This is a genomic window from Acetobacter suratthaniensis, assembly GCF_017377745.1.
Lineage (GTDB): Bacteria > Pseudomonadota > Alphaproteobacteria > Acetobacterales > Acetobacteraceae > Acetobacter > Acetobacter suratthaniensis.
Map to the genome: position 1 here is coordinate 285,363 of NZ_JAFVMG010000001.1, position 15,970 is coordinate 301,332.

14 protein-coding genes and 1 tRNA gene are annotated in these 15,970 nt (G+C 61.2%); 6 read left to right on the forward strand and 9 right to left on the reverse strand.

Going from position 1 to position 15,970, the window contains the following annotated elements; all coding sequences use genetic code 11:
• Window positions 1–360 precede the first annotated feature (360 nt).
• Window positions 361–1,341 carry a glycosyltransferase family 2 protein gene (locus J2D75_RS01360; protein WP_207852008.1) on the forward strand — a complete coding sequence of 327 codons (981 nt, stop codon included), beginning with the start codon at window positions 361–363 and terminating at the stop codon, window positions 1,339–1,341.
• Between the two features lie 30 nt (window positions 1,342–1,371).
• Here J2D75_RS01360 and J2D75_RS01365 read toward each other — a convergent pair whose 3' ends face one another.
• Window positions 1,372–2,610, reverse strand: coding sequence for a hypothetical protein (locus tag J2D75_RS01365; RefSeq protein WP_207852010.1), 1,239 nt, complete (start codon window positions 2,608–2,610; stop codon window positions 1,372–1,374).
• Window positions 2,611–3,007: 397 nt separating this feature from the next.
• A tRNA-Tyr gene (locus J2D75_RS01370) sits at window positions 3,008–3,093 on the reverse strand.
• A 210-nt stretch (window positions 3,094–3,303) separates the two neighbouring features.
• On the opposite strand from J2D75_RS01370, the gene panB reads away from it, so the two are divergent.
• A complete protein-coding gene (gene panB / locus J2D75_RS01375) occupies window positions 3,304–4,134 on the forward strand; it encodes a 3-methyl-2-oxobutanoate hydroxymethyltransferase (protein WP_207852800.1) in 831 nt (276 codons plus the stop codon).
• A 79-nt stretch (window positions 4,135–4,213) separates the two neighbouring features.
• Here panB and J2D75_RS01380 read toward each other — a convergent pair whose 3' ends face one another.
• Window positions 4,214–5,305, reverse strand: coding sequence for an NADH:flavin oxidoreductase/NADH oxidase (locus tag J2D75_RS01380; protein ID WP_207852012.1), 1,092 nt, complete (start codon window positions 5,303–5,305; stop codon window positions 4,214–4,216).
• Between the two features lie 94 nt (window positions 5,306–5,399).
• Between J2D75_RS01380 and J2D75_RS01385 the strand changes: the two genes are divergently transcribed.
• Window positions 5,400–5,759, forward strand: coding sequence for an ArsR/SmtB family transcription factor (locus J2D75_RS01385; protein WP_207852015.1), 360 nt, complete (start codon window positions 5,400–5,402; stop codon window positions 5,757–5,759).
• Window positions 5,760–5,768: 9 nt separating this feature from the next.
• Here the strand turns inward: J2D75_RS01385 and J2D75_RS01390 are convergent, their stop codons facing one another.
• The 6 genes from J2D75_RS01390 to argH all read right to left on the reverse strand — a co-directional run bounded on the left by J2D75_RS01390 (window position 5,769) and on the right by argH (window position 13,667).
• Complete coding sequence (locus J2D75_RS01390) at window positions 5,769–6,752, reverse strand: zinc-dependent alcohol dehydrogenase family protein (protein ID WP_207852018.1); 984 nt, start codon at window positions 6,750–6,752, stop codon at window positions 5,769–5,771.
• Window positions 6,753–6,773: 21 nt separating this feature from the next.
• Window positions 6,774–7,763, reverse strand: coding sequence for a UDP-glucose 4-epimerase GalE (galE, locus tag J2D75_RS01395; protein ID WP_207852020.1), 990 nt, complete (start codon window positions 7,761–7,763; stop codon window positions 6,774–6,776).
• 45 nt (window positions 7,764–7,808) lie between these two features.
• On the reverse strand, window positions 7,809–10,667 hold the full coding sequence (locus J2D75_RS01400) for a DUF4175 domain-containing protein (RefSeq protein ID WP_207852022.1): 2,859 nt from the start codon (window positions 10,665–10,667) through the stop codon (window positions 7,809–7,811).
• A 2-nt stretch (window positions 10,668–10,669) separates the two neighbouring features.
• Window positions 10,670–12,013, reverse strand: coding sequence for a diaminopimelate decarboxylase (lysA, locus tag J2D75_RS01405; RefSeq protein ID WP_207852024.1), 1,344 nt, complete (start codon window positions 12,011–12,013; stop codon window positions 10,670–10,672).
• Between the two features lie 62 nt (window positions 12,014–12,075).
• The gene (locus J2D75_RS01410; RefSeq protein ID WP_207852026.1) at window positions 12,076–12,219 is read right to left on the reverse strand and encodes a hypothetical protein; all 144 of its coding nucleotides are present in this window, start codon (window positions 12,217–12,219) and stop codon (window positions 12,076–12,078) included.
• On the reverse strand, window positions 12,216–13,667 hold the full coding sequence (gene argH / locus J2D75_RS01415; protein WP_207852028.1) for an argininosuccinate lyase: 1,452 nt from the start codon (window positions 13,665–13,667) through the stop codon (window positions 12,216–12,218). The genes J2D75_RS01410 and argH overlap by 4 nt, the downstream gene beginning before the upstream one ends.
• Window positions 13,668–13,968: 301 nt before the next feature.
• Between argH and J2D75_RS01420 the strand changes: the two genes are divergently transcribed.
• Genes J2D75_RS01420 through J2D75_RS01430 form a run of 3 tightly spaced genes read left to right on the forward strand, consistent with a single transcriptional unit; the run spans window position 13,969 to window position 15,954 of the window.
• Window positions 13,969–14,283 carry a hypothetical protein gene (locus J2D75_RS01420; RefSeq protein WP_207852030.1) on the forward strand — a complete coding sequence of 105 codons (315 nt, stop codon included), beginning with the start codon at window positions 13,969–13,971 and terminating at the stop codon, window positions 14,281–14,283.
• Window positions 14,284–14,296: 13 nt separating this feature from the next.
• Window positions 14,297–15,058 (forward strand): N-formylglutamate amidohydrolase, encoded by a 762-nt coding sequence (locus J2D75_RS01425; protein WP_207852802.1) that lies wholly within the window; start codon window positions 14,297–14,299, stop codon window positions 15,056–15,058.
• On the forward strand, window positions 15,055–15,954 hold the full coding sequence (locus J2D75_RS01430) for a shikimate dehydrogenase (RefSeq protein WP_207852032.1): 900 nt from the start codon (window positions 15,055–15,057) through the stop codon (window positions 15,952–15,954). Before J2D75_RS01425 ends, J2D75_RS01430 begins: the two co-directional genes overlap by 4 nt.
• Window positions 15,955–15,970: the final 16 nt, after the last annotated feature.

The following is a 15,970-nucleotide window of genomic DNA, read 5'->3' on the forward strand; positions in this document are numbered from 1 at the left end:
GGAGGGGGATACACTCCTGAAAGCGCACTCTGTTGTCGCATGCTGGAGCATGCTGGGAGGCTTTATATTTTATTGTCAGGCGGGAAGGCAACACGAAGATAGGCAGTCTATAACGGTTCTACCCTATGAATGCCATGCAGGATGCGCCGGACACGGAAAGCTTTAATGATGGGCCTGAGCATGCTGCGTTAATAATGGGCATGCCTGATCTGGAGGCGGATAAAAGGGGGAAAGGTCATTCCGGCTTTGTGATTTCCTGTTTACAACCCGTTTGAAGAAACTATCGCCCCTTGTGTATAAAAATGATAGCAGAACGCTTAACGAATTTTATGCCCGTGTTTGATTGGGAACTGTTTTTCAATGTCTGAACAGCTTCGTGCCGCACCTCTGCTTGCTATTGTGGTGCCCTGTTATAATGAGGAAGAGGTTTTCCCTTACTGCCTGCGGGAGCTTAAGGGGCTTCTGGGCACGATGGCAGGGGATGGCCTGATAAAAGCGGACAGCTTCGTTCTTTTTGTCAACGATGGCAGCCGGGATACGACATGGAAGCTGATTGGCGATGCCGTGGCGGCCAACCGTTGTGTGCGTGGTCTCCAGCTTTCGCGGAATGAAGGGCACCAGTCCGCTCTGATGGCGGGCCTTGCGGCGGTGGATGAAACGGTTGAGGTTATCGTCAGTATCGATGCGGATCTGCAGGATGATGTCAACGCGATCCGTCGGATGGTTGAGGCGTATCGGGCCGGGTATGACGTGGTGTATGGTGTGCGTGAAAACCGCGAGACCGACACATGGTTTAAGCGGACGTCCGCTGAGGTTTTTTACCGGCTTATGGCCAGCATGGGGATAAGGCAGGTCAGCAACCATGCTGATTTTCGCCTGCTGAGCCGCAGAGCGCTTGATGCCCTGCTCCGTTATTCCGAATGCAACGCCTATATCCGTGGTCTTGTACCGATGGTGGGGTTTGGTTCTACGGAAGTCTATTACACACGTGCCGTGCGTGCTGCCGGTGAATCCAAATATCCACTGCGTAAAATGCTGGCGTTGGCTGTGGAGGGCATTACCTCCATGACCATTATGCCGCTGAGGCTGATTGCTGGCATGGGGTTTTGTATCTGTGTCCTCGCATTTTTTGCGACAGCTTATGTTTTGTGGAGAAAATTTTCCGGGAATACCGCAAGCGGCTGGCCTTCTATTGTTTTATCCATTTTTTTCATGGGAGGCGTGCAGATGCTCTCTCTGGGAGTTATTGGCGAATACATTGGCAAGATTTATCTGGAAGTCAAAAAAAGGCCGCGCTTTCATGTGGAAAGCCTGATCCAGAATAACGCCCCAGAGCAATGAGCGGGAGAGGTGGGTTAGTCGCCCACCTGTTTATTGTGTTGGTGGAGCAAAAATAACGATACCATTGGGGCCATTGAAGGCGGGTGTGTACCCTGCGGCATCGAGAGCGCTGATGAGCGGATCGCGGCCAGTTACGGGAGACAGTTCATCCTGGCGGCGGGTTACGTGGTCGATTTGCACCAGACGGAAACCATGCTCCTGCACGATTTTGGCAAAAGGATAGGCTTCCTTCTGCGCAAGGATGGCCTGAGTAAGATTGAAGAAATCGACGGTTTCCTCTTTTCCGGCCCAGTAACAAAGAGCAAGTGTTTCGCAGGCGACAGGCCCGGGCGTTGCGCGTATGCGCGTGATGACCTCTTGCCATTGCACGGCATTGGTTTGCAGCGTGCGGATGGATCGGACTTCCCGCGCCATCTGGAACGGAGCTAGTACCAGTAACGGGATTACAGACAGGCTCAAGGCAATAAAAGCAACGCGCGAGGGGCGTGAGAGTACGAGCCCGGTTGCCAGACATGCAGCCAGCAGGGTTTCAAAGTGGGCGTTATAGGTTACGCCAGCCCCCAGACGCTGAAAGAGGCCGGTGGCGAAGGCTATCGAGAGAAACAGCGTGGCAAAAATACGCGCACTCCGCTGTTGTGGAGAAGAGGCCGGGTAGCTCCAGATCAGATAGGCCGCGATGAGCAGGCCTGTCAGTTCAACAAGTTTACCAAGGCCCCGCGCCAGTCCCTGTGGCGAATATGTGCGTGGGTGATGGAGTAAATCGACAAGAAAGGCTGGCCCATACAAGGTGGTGGAGAGCAAAAAGCCTCCCGCTACAGCTACGGCTCCCGTTGCGCACCAGATCAGAAAGGCTTGTCTGTCTCTCCATGCCAGCCATAAGGAGATTGATAAGGGTAATGCGAGCAGATTGTGTTTTATAAAGCCGCCCATCACGACCAGCAGCGCGGCGCAGATGACGCGGCGGGGGGAAGGTGTGGGGAGCAGTACCGTCAGTCCGGCCAGCATGACCATATTGGCGAGCCATTGCGGATCATTGATCGCCACGTAATCATGAAACGAGACGGTTGAGTATAAGGCCGCCAGCAACCCAGCGGCTGCGGCTCCTGTTTTTGTGCCGCCCATGCGCAGGACACAGCAGAAAACCAGTAGTGCGCACGTCATTTGCGAAAATAGGCCAATGGCCCGACCGCTTGCGATGATGTCGCCGCTGAGATGGCCGATAAAACCGACAAAAAGAAAGGAAAGGGGAGGGTAGTTGTTAAAAATCATGCTGCCGGGCTGGGGGTAAAGCGGCAATGTCGTATCCGCTTTTATTGCGCGTGCAGCCTGATATGCATTCCATCCCTCATTATAGTTGAGGGGAATATGATACGGTATTGTAAATATGGGGCCAGCTAATAAGCATGCCAGTAATATCATGCCGGAAGCGAGTGGTATTGAAGATGGTATTTTCTTGAAAAAATCTAATGGAGTATTGATTATTTTTTTTGGCAATTTCATGCGAAGAAGACCCTTGAGAGTATATGGGGGCTTTTATTTTTATGGGGGGATTAATCAGGGCATATAGGGTATTTTCTAATAGTCAATTTTCAATGATGCACCAATAATGGTGTGCCATAAAGATTGATTGATACAATCAATACCATTGTAAATTGTCAGAAAAACATGGTGGAGGGGGTTGGATTCGAACCAACGTAGGCGTACGCCAGCGGATTTACAGTCCGCCCCCTTTAGCCACTCGGGCACCCCTCCATCGTGTGGAGACTGACCTAAAGCCTGAGCGGGGCCTTGTCAATGCCGTATGACGCATTGTTTTAATTTCCTACGATTTAAGGAGCTTGCGCAGGTGTTCCGGGGCAGGGCACACGGTTTTTTGGCCCTGTCGGGGTGGACAGGGGCATAGCTTCGGGCAAAAGCTGCGGCTGGTTGTTGATGGATGATATAACAGGGGATGATCGACCGTTGAGCAAGCAGCAGACAGTCAGGCGACATACACCACGCTCCATCGCCGCGCTGGATGCGCCCATTGTGGTGCTGACAGCCTATACCGCGTCCATGGCCCGCCTGTTGGATACCCATTGCGACATGCTTCTGGTGGGTGATTCACTGGGTATGGTGGTTTATGGCATGGACTCCACCCTGAGCGTCTCGCTGGACATGATGGTGGCGCATGGGCAAGCGGTCGTGCGTGGGAGCCAGAAGGCCTGCGTGGTGGTGGATCTGCCTTTTGGCAGCTATCAGGAAAGCCCGCAGCAGGCGTTCCGCTCCGCAGCCGAGATTATGGCGCGCACGGGGGCCGGGTGCGTCAAGCTCGAAGGCGGGCAGGAAATGGCCGAAACCATTGCCTTTCTGGTGCAAAGGGGCATTCCGGTCATGGGGCATATCGGGCTTAAGCCGCAGGCCGTGCATGCGCATGGTGGCTTCCGCACTGTAGGGCGGGGCGATGAGGCCGATCAGGTGCTACACGATGCGCTGGCGGTGGAGCAGGCCGGGGCGTTCTCAGTCGTGATCGAAAGTACGCTGGAGCCTCTGTCCCGCGCGATTACGGAAAAACTCTCCATCCCCACCATCGGTATCGGGGCATCGCCTGCGTGCGATGGGCAGGTGCTGGTGGTGGACGACATGCTGGGCATTACCGCAACACCGCCACGTTTTGTTAAAACCTTTGCCTCTCTGGGCACGGATATAGAGCGCGCTGCGGCGGACTACGCGCAGGCTGTGCGGGCCCGCACGTTCCCTACTGCCAAGGAGTGCGTTGGCATGCCGGTGGAACAGGGGGCCGGCAAGGCATAAACCAAGGCTATACAAAGAGAAACGGCGCGGCAGAGTGCCGCGCCGTCATGATACTCAAAAGCGTGCCAGAACCACGAGCTTACTGATAGCGGCTCAGCCAGTAAGCATAGGAAGGTGGCAGAACCGCCCCCGCGTTCTTGGCGTGCAGTGCGCGCGCCGCTTCGTGTGGCCAGTGCGGGTTTGCCAGGAACGGGCGGCCCAGTGTCGCAACATCCAGAATATCATTACGGATCAGGGCATCCGCCTGACGGCCTTCGCTGATATACCATGATGTGCTGACAGGCAGGCCGGTTTCCTGCCGGGTGCGGTGGGCATACGGCGCCATGAAGGCAGGCCCCCACGGAATATTGGCGTCCGGGGTGGAAAACCCGATGCTGACATCAATGAAGTCCAGTCCTTCGGCTTTCATCTGTCGCACGAGGTCGAGCGAGTTGCTCAGGGTTTCTTCATCCTGCCCGTCAAATTCGATCACGCCGAAACGCACGCTAAGCGGACGGTCTTCGGGCCATACGGCGCGCACCGCCCGCAGGGTTTCAAGCAGGAAGCGGCCACGATTGGCAACGCTACCGCCATAAGCATCGGTACGCTGGTTGGAGTGAGCAGACCAGAAGCTTTGTGCCAGATAGCCATGCGCGAAATGGAGCATCAGCCAGCCAATGCCAAGGTCACGCGCCCGCTCGGCAGCGCGGACAAAGTCGGCCTGCACACGGGCAATGTCTTCCAGCGTCATGGCCTGCGGCGTCCGGTCGAGATGCGCGCCAAAAGCGATGGCGGATGGGCCGATGGGCTGCCAGCCGCGCGGATCGCTGGCGGGAATGTGGTTATCCCCTTCCCACGGCACGTTGGCGCTGGCTTTGCGTCCGGCATGGGCGAGCTGGATACCCGGTGCGGCTCCGGCCTTGTGCATGCCAGCAATAATGGGGGCGAAAGCTTCGGCCTGCGTGTCGTTCCAAAGGCCGAGGCAGTTCGGGGTGATACGCCCTTCGGGGGAGACGGCGGTGGCTTCGATCGTCACCAGCCCAGCGCCCCCACGGGCAAGTGACGTGTAATGCGTGCTGTGCCAGTCATTGGGTACGCCGTCCTGTGCGGTGTACTGGCACATGGGGCCGACTGCAATCCGGTTACGGAGTGTGCTACCTTTGAGTGAGAAGGAGTCGAACAGAGTAGACATGAGGGATTTCTCCAGGATCAGGCCGTGCGGGGCCAATAGTTCGATAATAGTGGAACTATTAGATTAGGCAAGCGCATAAACGATAGGCCCATAGATGAAACAGTATGATCACCCCTGCGCTGCGGATTTTACCGTCACGCAGATTCTGCACGCCCTGTCAGACCCGTTCCGTCTGTCTATTGTCAGGCGTCTGGCTGTCTTGCAGCCTCAGCCCTGCGCACCGTTGCAGGCCGGGCGGCCGAAATCCTCGGTTTCGCATCATTTTGCGGTGCTGCGTGCGGCCGGTGTGCTGCGTACGGAGGTTGTGGGCGTAACCCACATGAACAGCCTGCGTGAGCCAGAGCTTGATAGTCGTTTTCCCGGTTTGCTGGCAGCTATTCTCGCGGCCTGCGCTGTGGAAAACCGTGATGACGAGGCAGAGTTGAACCCCTTCGTAGCCACGCAGCCTGCCTAGGCGGTTATTTTAGGGTACGAGCACGGCTGCACCATCAAAGCGGCCATGCCGCAGATCGTCCAGTGCGGTGTTGGCGTCTTTGAGAGCATAAGGCGTTGTGGTTGCGCGAATGCCGATTTGCGGGGCGAGCGAGAGAAACTCCAGCCCATCTTCTCGCGTCAGATTGGCAACAGAGACAATCTCGCGTTCTTCCCACAGGATATCGTAGGAAAAGGCGGGAATGGTACTCATGTGAATGCCTGCGCATACCACGCGCCCGCCCTTGCGGATGGCCTTGAGGGCTGCGGGTACCAGCCCGCCATCCGGGGCGAAAAGAATGGCGGCATCCAAAGGTGTTGGAGGGAGTTCGTCTGAACCGCCAGCCCATTGCGCCCCGAGAGAGCGGGCAAAAGCCTGTGTTTTCGTATCGCCCGGACGGGTGAACGCGTAAAACGGTCGCTTCTGCCAGTTCAGCACTTGCGCCAGAATATGAGCGGCTGCGCCAAAGCCATACAGCCCGATGGTTCTGGCATCGCCTGCCTTGCCCAGAGCGCGCCAGCCGATCAGCCCGGCGCAGAGCAAGGGGGCGAGTTCTACATCCGAACCATTTTCCCCGAGTGGGAAAGCAAAACGGGCATCGGCCACAGCCAGTGTTGCGTAACCACCGTTGCGGGTGAAGCCGGTAAATTCAGGGGTATCGCACAGGTTTTCGTGATGGCTGGCGCAGTAGGGGCAATGGCCGCAGGTATGGCCCAACCACGGAATACCGACACGTTGCCCGAGGGAAAGCCCCTCCACGCCGGGGCCAAGCTTGTCGATCCGACCGATGATTTCATGCCCCGGAATAATGGGCAGGGTCGGGTGGGGCAATTCGCCATCGACAACATGCAGGTCTGTGCGACAGACACCACAGGCCAGCACCTTTACCCGAATTTCACCCGTGCTCGGCATGGGGTCGGGGAGTTCCTCCCACACAAGCGGAGTGTGGTGGGCGTGCAGGCGCATGGCGAACATGGCGAAACCTCCTGGCCAGGTTTACTGATCGGTGTAGCCATCCGGGTGGGCCTGGCGCCACAGGAAGGCGGTTTCCACAATCTGTTCAATCCGCGTGAACTCCGGTGCCCAGCCTGTTGCCGCCATCAGCCGCGCGGGGCTGGCGACAAGACTTGCCGGATCGCCCTCGCGGCGTGGTGCGGCCTGCCATGGTACGGGGTGTCCGCTGACACGCCCTACGGTTTCAATAATCTCGCGGTTGGAGTTGCCATGGCCGGTGCCTACATTAAACACCACGCTGCGCTCATTCAGAAGCGGCAGAACCGCCAGATGCGCGCGGGCCAGATCTGTTACATGCACATAGTCGCGTATGCAGGTGCCATCGGGCGTGGGGTAGTCGGTGCCAAACAGGCTTAGCGCCGGGCGGCGGCCCAGTGCCGCATCAATCGTGAGGGGGATCAGGTGGGTTTCCGGCTTGTGGTCTTCACCCGCACGGCCTGCGGGGTCGGCCCCGGCGGCGTTGAAGTAGCGCAGGCAGGCGCTTTTCAGGCCATGAATCCTGTCCGCCCAGTGTAGGGCGCGTTCCACCATGTATTTGCTCTCGCCGTAAGGAGAGCCGGGCTCAATGGGGGTTTCTTCATCAATGGGGGCATCGCCCGCCGTGCCAAACAGGTTGGCGGTGGAGGAAAATACAAAGCGTTTCACGCCGTGGCGTACGCACGCATCAATCAGCGCAAAGCCGCAGCCTGCATTGGCCTGCATGTAAAGTAGCGGGTTTTGCATGCTTTCGCCCACCAGCGACAGGGCGGCGAAATGCAGCACCGCATCCCATGGGCCAGCGGACAGTACGCGGTCAAGGCAGGCGGTGTCGGCAAGGTCTCCCAGCACGAATGTGGCTTCTGACGGTACAGCCTGCCGGTGGCCCGTGCGCAGGTTGTCCAGTACGGTTACGTCATGACCATCGTCCAGCAGGGCCAGCACGACATGACTGCCGACATACCCAGCGCCGCCGGTAACTAGAAAACGTGCCATGAAATTCCTCTTGTTTTTGCAATTGTAAGGCCGTCTGGCCTGTGATCAGAACGGTTTGAGCAACCGGTCGAGATATTCAAGTTCCTGAGGCGGGCGGGTCCTGTCGGAATCGCGGCGGCGCAGCTCCTGTTCGATTTCGCGCGCGCGCTGCCGTGTCACGGTGTCGGGCACATGGGTGCTGCCGTCATCGGGGGCCTGATCCTGACCTTCGCCCAGTTTGCGGCCCAGCGGGTCGCGCTGGTCGTTGGCGTTGTCCTGATCATCCCCACCATCGTCGGCATCTGTCGGGGTGCCTTCGCCGTTTTCGCCGCGCGCGCTCTGGCCCTGCTGGCCGGGGCTGCCCCCTTCCGACTGCCCGCCAAAAGAAGGCAGAAAACTGGGCGAACTGTTGCTTTGGCTGCCTTTCATGGCATCCTGCATCTGCTGGCGGCCCTGACGCAGCGCATCGAGCGCTTTCTGCTCGGCTCCTGCGGCATCAGCATCGTTCCCATCGGCCAGAGCCTTGCGTGCCGCCCGCATCTGCTTGCGGGCTTCGCCCAGCGCTTCGGGGCTTTTGCTGGTCAGGTCATGCACTTCGTTCTGCAATTCCTCGACCGCGCGTTCCAGAGCGTGCTGTGTGCCACGCTCTGTCCGGCGGGCAGCTGCCTGCGCTTCGGCTACAGCCGGGTCTGGTGGCGTGCTGGCGGAGGCGCGTTCGGGCGGAGTGACTGTATCGGGGCGGTTATCCTCTGCTCCGGGCGGGGCGGGCAGACCCAGACGGCGCATGAGTTCCGAGGTTGGCATATGAGCGAGGTCGAGTGGTGCCCCATCGTCATCCGCATCGGCATCGGCGTCCTGAGGGGCGGTGGTGGGGGTTTTGGGCTTATCCAGCCGGGCCTGCACGTGGTCTAGCAGGGAAAGCTGACGGCTGGTGACATCCTTGAGTGCGGCCATTTGCTCACGTGCCTGCTGGCGTGCCACCATCTGGCGGGCCATGGAGGCGAGATCCTGCGGGGTAGCGTTGCGCATGCGCTCGGTGGCGTCTTCCATGTCCTGTAGGCGCTTCATGGCATCTTCGGCATGGCCGTTGGCGGCATCGGATTGCAACTGCTGCATCAGGTGAGAGAACGCCTTGTTGCCCGCAGCCGTCAGGCCGGGCAGGTCGGGTATGGCGGTATGGGTGCGCAGGGCGTTGTCGGCCAGTGCCTGCATTTTGCGGCTGATGGCATCGGAGAGGGTTTTAAGCCGCTCTTCCAGTTCGGCCTGTCCATCATTGTTTTGCGTGTTGTTCTGTGTGCCATTCTGCGGGTTGGCGGGTTGGGGGGCGTGCTGGCGGGCGAGTTGCTGCGCCACGGCCGCTTGTGCTGCCCGCACATCCAGCGAGGCCTGCGCACTGGCGGCATCTCCAGTGCGGCGGTCTTCCACGTCCAGCGCCAGATCCCATAAAAGATTGGTGGCGCTCTCGCGTGCGGTGGCCGCCTCTTCATGCGGGTTGTCCAGTAGGGCAACAATGGCGGCAAGGTTCAGCGAAAGTGCTGTGCTGTCCTGTAGGGGGCCGGGCGTGCCTGCCAGAGCATCAAGGTCGTTGGCGGCATCAGCGGTAGTTTCCTGCCCAAGAGCCAGACGTCTGCGCACATCCAGCACAGAGCGGGCCAGAGGCGAGCGGAAGACGCGCGCCCCGAGCTTGAAAGTAACGGTGCGGCTTTCACCCGTCTGGTTACTGAGCGAGTGTGCGACAAGTTGGCCTGCCACTTCGGTACCAGCCCAAGGGTCTTCTGACAGATCGGGGGTCAGGGCGCCACGGACGCTGCGTGGGTGTCCTGTCAGGGGTACGGGCAGGGTAAGCGTGCGGGAGGTATCGGCCCCTCTGGCCGGATGGGCGGCGTGCAGGACAACCGTGAGTTCAGACAGGCCATAGGCGTGGCTGGCCTGATAGGGCAGGCGGGTGCGCCATCCGCCTGCCAGTGCGCCGGGGGCATCGCCCCATTCCACTTTGGGTTTGGCATCGGGCAGAACGGTCAGTGGCCACAGGGCCAGTGTACGTCCGCGCCCGCGCAGGCTGATAACACCGCCCTGTTCAATGGTGGCCCCCAGTTTCCAGCTATGGGTATCAAGGGTTTGAACGGTCTGGCCGCTCAGTACCGCGCCATGCAGACCGCGCAGGGTTGGGGCGGAAGCCATGCCCGAAACAATCACGCTCAGCCGGGCGGATTGGGCAATTTGGGGCGGGTGGGCGGGGTTCTGGTTCGTGCCCAGAAAAACCGGAGCATCCGGGGCGTAAGAAGGGGGTGTAATCCAGGCTTCGACATGCGGCAGAGGTACATCCGGGTCGTCCCGACCGGGAATGAACGCGGCCAGAATACGCCCCGGAGCAGCCGAACCCGCCAGCAGGCCTGCAATGAACAGGCAGGCAAGCAGCCCCCCCATGGCGGCACGGCCGGGTAAGGTCGCGGGCAGCAGGGAAGGCCAGCCCGCCCGCAGGTGTTTGAGGGCCGCCAGCGTGCGGGCCTGATGCGCCAGCCACAAAGCCTGTGTGCGTTCATCATCAACCGCGAGGGAGGCCGGGCGATCCTCCAGCACGGCCAGCGGCTGGTTGGGCAGGTTTGAGGCCTGCTCTATCCGCCGGTCTATGGCCCAGAGCGGTATGGCAGGCAGGGAGCGCAGGCGCGTGCGCAGCAGACCATAACACAGACCCGCCCCGCCAAGCAGGAGCAGCCACCGCGCCAGATCAGGCAGGTGCTGCGGCAGGCGGCACAGTCCAGCCAGCACATAAAGCCCCAACACGGCCAGAACAGGCAGCGCGACAGGCCGAACCCGTTCAACATGAAGGACAAAGGCCGCATGACGGCGCACGGAGGCCAGACGGGCAGAAAGCGGCCCGGTGTCGGGGTTCCGGGCGGTCAGGCTGTCATGCGAGCCGCCCATGCTTACATGGTTCCGCCCGTAAAGGTTGGCACGGTTTCATCCTGCCAGAGTTCTTCCACGGTCTGCCTGCGGCGTATCACCGTCCATTCTCCGTCTTCAACCAGAACTTCGGACGCCAGAGGGCGGCTGTTATAGGTTGAACTCATCACCGCACCGTAAGCCCCGGTGTCCAGAATGGCGATGCGCGCGCCCCGTGGCAATGGGGGCAGTGCGCGGTCACGTGCAAAGGTGTCTCCACTTTCGCAGACCGGGCCGACAACATGGGTTGGGGCGCAGGGCTGGGCCAGACTGTGCGGCGCAAGGGGCAGGATACCATGCCACGCATCGTACATGCTCGGGCGCAGCAGATCGTTCATGGCGGCGTCTGTCACCACGAAGGGGGTCTGCATACCGTGTTCCTTGCGCAGGATCACGCTACTGAGCAGAACCCCAGAAGGTCCGGCCAGCCAGCGGCCCGGTTCTATGGCCAGTTTAACTTCCAGATCACCCAGCTCGGCACGGATGGCCGCGGCAAGGGCTTCGGGCTGGCCTTCGGCTTCGGTCCGGTAGGCAATGCCCAGACCGCCGCCACAATCGACATGGGTCACACGCTGTCCTGCCGCACGTACGAAGCGCACCAGTTCCGCAACGCGGGCATAGGCAGCGCGGTACGGGCCGGTGGACAGGATCTGGCTACCGATATGGGTGGCAAAACCCCGAGCCTCGATTCCGGGCAGGCTGGCGGCGCGGGCGTACAGGGCTGCGGCATCGTCAAAGGCAATGCCGAATTTGTTTGCGGCCAGCCCGGTCGTGATTTTTGCGTGGGTTTTCGCATCCACATCGGGGTTGACGCGCAGGGTCACACGCGCGGTGCGGCCAAGGCGGGTAGCAATTGCGCTGATGATGTCGAGTTCTTCAGCGCTTTCCACATTGATCTGGCCAACATCCAGCGCAATGGCCTGTTCCAGCTCCGCATCGGTTTTGCCAACGCCTGAAAATACCACGCGCGCTGCGGGTATGCCCGCTTTTTGCGTGCGGGCCAGTTCGCCACCGCTGACAATATCCGCTCCGTGTCCCTCACGCCCGACAAGGGAAAGCAGGGCCAGATGGTCGTTGGCCTTTACGGCGTAATGCAGCGCTACATCCAGCCCCGCATCGCGCATGGCCTGATCCATGCGGCGCAGGCGGTGCTTGAAAGTGCCAGCCCCCATAACCCAGCAGGGCGTGCCAACGGCATCGGCTATGGCGTTCAGGGCAACACCTTCAAACATCAGCCCGCTGGTGGGCGTCATGCTGAGCTGCGGGTGGGTACGAAGCAGTTCCGGCAGGGTGGGGTCTGAGCCGGTAGGGGCGGAAAGGTCAGCCATGAGGCGTGCGGGCCTTGGATTATAGGATGGGTAGCAAAGGGCAGGCGGTGTGCGCGCCCGGTTTAATCGGGCGCGGGATAGACGCGCGGATAGGTGATTTTGTCCGCAGGGCCGGGCTGGTGGGGCGGGCCTTTTTTGCCGCAGGCGGCCAGAGGCAGGAACAGGGCCGTGCTCAGGGCAAGGCCAATGAGCAGACGCAGGGTCATGGGCGGCTGTCCTGCGTGGAGGTTTCACCCAGTGTCGCAAGCCAGCGAGCAGCCTGCGCGCGCACGTTGTCGCCCGCCGTGCCGCCTTCGCTGGTGCGCGAGGCAATTGAGGCATCGACACTCAGAACGGTGTAGATGTCATCGGTAATGCCGGGTTCCTCGGCCTGCATGTCCGCAAGGCTGAGTTCGGCCAGACCGATCCCTTTTTCTTCGGCCTTGGCCACCAGACGCCCGGTTACATGATGGGCTGTGCGGAAAGGCACGCGCAGCACCCGCACCAGCCAGTCTGCAATATCGGTGGCGGTGGAATAACCCGAGCCTGCCAGAGCGCGCATCTGCGTGGTGTTGGCGGTCATGTCACGCACCATGCCATCGCATGCTGCAAGCGACAGGGCGGCGGCGTCCGTGGCGGCAAAAACGGGCTCCTTGTCTTCCTGCATGTCCTTGGCATAGGCCAGCGGCAGACCTTTCATGACCGTCAGCAGCCCGACAAGGCTGCCGGTGATACGGCCTGTCTTGGCGCGCACCAGCTCGGCGGCATCGGGGTTACGCTTCTGTGGCATGATGGACGAGCCGGTGGTGAAGGCGTCCGACAGGCGGATGAACGAGAAGGGCGAGGAGCACCAGATAACGATCTCTTCCGCAAAGCGGGAGAGGTGCATGGCCATGATGGACAGGGCCGAAAGATATTCGAGCGCGAAATCCCGGTCAGAAACCGCATCGAGCGAATTGGCCGTGGGCCGGTCGAACGCCAGAGCCTCGGCAGTCATGCGGCGGTCGATGGGAAAAGACGTGCCAGCCAGTGCGGCCGAACCCAGCGGGCATTCGTTCAGGCGGCGGCGTGTATCGGCCAGACGGCCCCGGTCGCGCGCAAGCATTTCCACATAAGCCATCAGGTGGTGGCCGAATGTGACGGGCTGGGCGGTTTGCAGGTGGGTAAAGCCGGGCATGGGGTCGGCTGCGTGTTCGCTGGCCCTGCGGGCAAGGGCGCGCATGAGCGAGGCCGCCTGCTGGTCAAGCCCATCGATGGCGTCACGCACCCACAGGCGGAAGTCGGTCGCGACCTGATCATTGCGCGAGCGCGCGGTGTGCAGGCGCTTGCCAGCCTCGCCAATCCGGTCGGACAGGCGGGCTTCGATATTCATGTGAATGTCTTCAAGGGCTTCGGAAAACTCGAACCGGCCTGCTTCGATTTCCTGCCCGATTTCGTTCAGCCCCGCGCGGATGGTGGCTTCGTCCTCGGGGGTGATGATCCCGACATGGGCCAGCATGGCGGCGTGGGCGAGCGAGCCACGGATGTCCTGCCGCCACAGCGCCTTGTCAAAACCGATGGAGGCGTTGATGGCCATCATGATGTCCGAAGGGCCACCGGCAAACCGCCCACCCCACTGCACATTGGCGCTTTCGCTCTTCGTTGTTGTATCGCTCTGGGGGCTGTTCAGTGACATTCTGGCCAAAATCCGTCTTTAACGCGTGACACAAGCTGCCCCGGACTTACAACCGTCGCGGTGCGAATGCAAAGCCTCTTACCCTACCGGGGGCGGGCGGGCTGCGCAAATGCCACAGATGTTGTGCGCAGGCAGGGCGCACGGCACGGCGTGGCATTCTGCCAGAAGCAGGCGGTGTTCGTGGTGGTTTTATGGCCGCGGCGGTGCAGGCATGCGGCCCCCCCCATGCGCGAGGGGCTGTGCCGGGCGGGGTTTCTCTGCTTAAACGGTAGCGTGTCAAACCGAATGGAGTTCTGGAACCATGACAGCAGGCGCAACCCTTCAGACCCTTGGCGTAATCGACCCCGGCACGAATGTGCTGCTTGAGGTTATCCGCGCGGCCAGCCCCATTGAGGCCGTGCGCCGGATGGAAGAAAAAATGCGAGGCCCGGATTATGCCGCCGCCCGCCAGTATGAAGAAGGCAGCGAGGACTCGCTCGATGGCGCGGATCAGGCCTATCTGGTTTACGCGCTTGATGGCAGCGGGCTGGATGCCGAAGGACTGGGTGGCGAGGATGCTGGCACCGTGCGGGCCACAGCGCCGCTCGCGGCGATTGTTGTCGTAACCCAACGCTGAAAACGGGACAGGCCTGAGCGTGGAAAGCTTTAGCGTATACGGGCGTGACGGAGGGGGGCCTTTTCTGCTGGTCAGTGACCATGCGGGGCAGGCCATTCCCGACACGTTGGGTGATCTGGGTGTTTCAGCTACGGAACGCGCGCGGCATATCGGGTGGGATATCGGGATAGACGGCGTAGGACGCGGTCTGGCCGAGGCGCTGCCTGCGGTGCTGATCGAGCAGGTGTTTTCCCGGTTGGTGATCGATTGCAACCGCGCACCGGGGCACCCGACCTCTATCGTGCGTGAGAGTGACGGCACAGCGGTGCCGGGCAACCAGAGCCTGTGCGAAACACAGAGCGGCTGGCGTGAACAGACCATCCTGCACCCCTATCATGCGCGTATCCGGGCGGAACTCGACGCCCGTGCGGCCCGTGCTCAGCCCACCTGCCTGATTGCGCTGCACAGCTTTACCCCCGTCATGCGCGGTTATGCCCGACCGTGGCATGCGGGTATCCTGCATAATCGGGACTCCCGGCTGGCGAGGATCATGCTCGACCTGCTGCGCGATGAAGGCCTGTGCGTGGGGGATAATGAGCCTTATGCCCTGACCGATACATCCGACTACACTGTGCCCGAACACGCGGAACGGCGTGGCCTGCCTTATATCGAGATCGAAATCCGGCAGGACCTGATTGCCTCCACCATCGGGCAGGCGGAGTGGGCGGCACGCCTTGCGCGGCTGCTGCCTGCCGCATGGCGGATTTTTTGCGAACGCTACGGAGATGCCTCATGACTGCCGCCACCGATCCGCAGGCTCTGCCCGCGCAGCGCATTACCGGCAAGGCGCGTCTGGCCGGGGTGCTGGGCTGGCCGGTCGGCCATTCGCGCTCGCCGCTTCTGCATAATTACTGGCTGCGCCGTTATGAGGTGGATGGCGCCTATGTGCCGCTGCCCGTACGCCCCGAAGGGTTCGAGGCTGCGGTGCGGGGGCTTCAGGCAGCGGGCTTCCGGGGGGCGAATGTCACCATCCCGCATAAGGAGGCCGCGTTCCGGCTGGCTGATGTGCTGGACGACTCCGCCCGCGCCACGGGGTCGGTCAATACGCTGGTTTTTCAGGATGATGGCACAATCCGTGGTCTGTCCACCGATGGTGATGGCTTTGTCGCCAGCCTGCGCGCCGCCGGGTTTGACCTGCCCGGTGCCGGACAGGGTGCGGCCGCTGGGCGCGTGCTGCTGCTAGGGGCGGGTGGGGCCGCGCGCTCTGTTGCGGTTTCTCTGGCGGCGGCGGGTATGCAGGTGTGCCTGACCAATCGCACCCGCGCACGGGCGGATGAACTGGCCGCCAGCCTGCCGGGCCTGTCTGTCTGCCCGTGGGAGGAGTGGGAAAGCACGCTGGGTGACTACGCGCTGCTGGTCAACACTACCTCGCTGGGTATGGACGGTGGGCCGGAACCCGGTTTCTGCCCCTCGTTGCAGCAGGCTTCAGCCGGGCTGGTGGTTGCTGATATTGTGTATGTGCCGCAGGTAACGCCGCTTATGGCCGAAGCACAGCGGCGCGGCCTGCGTACCGTGGGCGGGCTGGGCATGCTGCTGCATCAGGCGCGGCTCGGTTTTCAGGCATGGTTCGGGGTTGAACCACAGGTGGATGCCCAGACCGAAGCCTATGTGCTGGCGGGTTTCTCCGGCTGAGCGGAGGGCTGTCGTG